Source organism: Bacillus sp. 5mfcol3.1 (assembly GCF_900114335.1).
GTDB lineage: Bacteria > Bacillota > Bacilli > Bacillales > Bacillaceae_G > Bacillus_A > Bacillus_A thuringiensis_S.
The window spans coordinates 1-2,106 of sequence record NZ_FOST01000051.1; the positions used below are offsets into that span (position 1 = coordinate 1).

Consider the following 2,106-nt stretch of genomic DNA (forward strand, 5'->3'; position numbering starts at 1 on the left):
TGGACATTCAGAAGGGGGACTACAAAGAATTTGATCGTTCAAAAGCTGAAGAGGAGCGCCAAAAAGAGCAGCAGCCTTTTAGTTATCCAAAACACCTGGAAGTAAATAAGCAAACAGAGATTAAAGAATATCTAATTCATGAACGGAAAATTGATCCTCGTTTAGTAAACTGGCTGATTAAAAAGGATCTCATCGCCCAGGATAAGAAAAATAACGTGGTGTTCAAATGGAGGGAAGAGGGAGGAAAAGGGCAAGTCATTGGAATGAACCGTCAAGGTACGGTCAAAATGGAGAATAAAAGGGGTAGTTTTAAGCAAATTGTCCCGAATTATGAAAAAATCAATGCCGGTTTTACGGTTGATGTAGGTAAACCGGATAAGATTTATTTTTATGAAGATCCAATCGACATGTTATCTCATTGGAGCATTAAACAAAATAGTATCCAAAACGCTCGCCTGGTTTCTATGCATGGATTGAAGTCAAAAACAGTGATTCAATCTTTAATGGATGCGAAAAAAGAAGGGCACGATATTAAAGAGGTCATCATGGCAGTTGATAATGATAAGGCTGGGAAAGACTTCATTCAGACAATGAAATGCTTTGTAGATCTTAAAGAGGATATTCCAACGAATGAAAAAGATTGGAACGATGTTCGAAAGAAACAAGTGAGTGAGCAACAGGAAAAAGAAACAGCCCAACCAAAGAAAATGAAACCAATTAAAGAGGTGGAGAGAAGTGTCTAATCTACCAGAAATGCCAAACATATTACAAATTTTGATGTATGGTTTTATCCTGTATGTTCTTTTTCGTATTTGTAAATTCATGTACCGGAAGATCCAGGAGCGAAGAATATTAAAGCGAATGGCTAAATCTGGTATTCGCTATATAGACAAAATGGACGGACATCAATTCGAGGAATACCTAAAAGCTCTCTTTCGAGAGTTGGGTTATTTTCCAACCGTCACAAAGCAGTCAAATGATTTCGGTGCGGATCTGGTATTGAAGGGGAAAAACCGTATTGTCATCCAGGCAAAACGCTACGGGATGAAAAATAGAGTTGGCATTAGTGCCGTACAAGAGATATATGCAGCACAAGCCTATTACAAGGCAAATGAAGGCTGGGTTGTAACGAACAGTGTGTATACTAGGCAAGCGAAAGAATTAGCGGAAGCTTGTCATGTAAAACTAATAGATCGTGTAGAACTTCAGAAATTGATTAATAAAATCAATCCCGAATATTCGGCTGAAGATGTGTATCAAGGGGTAACGCCTGCAGCACGGAAATGTCCAACATGTAAACATGATTTAGTCGTTCGTAATTCAAATAAAACAGGAAATAAGTTTTTTGGTTGTTCACAATATCCGACATGTACACATACAGAACCAATTCATACATGAGCTGTGATGAAAATCCGGCTCTTTTTTCATTTGTTTAAAGAATACATGAAAAAAATCAGTTCAACTAAAAAATGACCCTTCAGATTTAGTTGTATGAGGTTTTGATACGGTTATTAATATAATAAGTCATATTTGTTATAAAAACGCATGTAAAGGAAGAGAGGGAATTTAAATGCGTTTTTAGGTTTTTTAGGAAAAATAAAAAGGGTAGCCATTATTTACGACTTAACCCTTTGTCTACGATCTGACGAATTGCTTCGTTTCGATTCTTCAGCTTATTTTCATGCCAATAATTTTCTATTTGTTCTACTTGTTCTTTTGTAAAAGTAACTAAAATTTGAGTGTACTTATCTTTATTAACAGCCATATTGCAACCTCCTCTATAAAAAATATTATAAGTTATACAACTTATATTGACAACTAGAAAAATGAGTAATAGAATAGTTATATAAGTTATATAACTTTATTGAGGAGGTTATTACATGGAACGGAAAGTTAAAAAGATGATGGCTGATCTTCAATTTATTATGAATCATGGTCAAATCAGTGTAGATTTTATGGATCAAGGATATAAAAGAATGCTTTTTAGTGCATTAGAAGCTACGGGAAAACAGTTTAATGTGCATACCAATGAACATAATGAAACAACCTTGTTCTTAGAGTTAGTTTAGTAAATTTACGCAATGAGGAGCTGTTAATAATGGAGCA

Annotated in this window: 4 protein-coding genes; 3 read left to right on the top strand and 1 reads right to left on the bottom strand. The window is 35.0% G+C overall.

Annotated elements, in window-relative coordinates:
- On the top strand, window positions 1-743 hold a 743-nt coding region (locus tag BM089_RS30305), incomplete at its 5' end, for a DUF3991 and TOPRIM domain-containing protein (RefSeq protein ID WP_090979195.1).
- Window positions 736-1,398, top strand: coding sequence for a restriction endonuclease (locus BM089_RS30310; protein WP_090979198.1), 663 nt, complete (start codon window positions 736-738; stop codon window positions 1,396-1,398). The genes BM089_RS30305 and BM089_RS30310, both read left to right, overlap by 8 nt.
- 214 nt (window positions 1,399-1,612) lie before the next feature.
- Here BM089_RS30310 and BM089_RS31315 read toward each other — a convergent pair whose 3' ends face one another.
- Window positions 1,613-1,765: a ribbon-helix-helix domain-containing protein gene (locus tag BM089_RS31315; RefSeq protein WP_000290205.1), complete on the bottom strand. Its 153-nt coding sequence runs from the start codon at window positions 1,763-1,765 to the stop codon at window positions 1,613-1,615.
- A 115-nt stretch (window positions 1,766-1,880) separates the two neighbouring features.
- Here BM089_RS31315 and BM089_RS30315 point away from each other — a divergent pair, with 115 nt between their 5' ends.
- Window positions 1,881-2,069 carry a hypothetical protein gene (locus BM089_RS30315; RefSeq protein WP_002204218.1) on the top strand — a complete coding sequence of 63 codons (189 nt, stop codon included), beginning with the start codon at window positions 1,881-1,883 and terminating at the stop codon, window positions 2,067-2,069.
- Window positions 2,070-2,106: the final 37 nt, after the last annotated feature.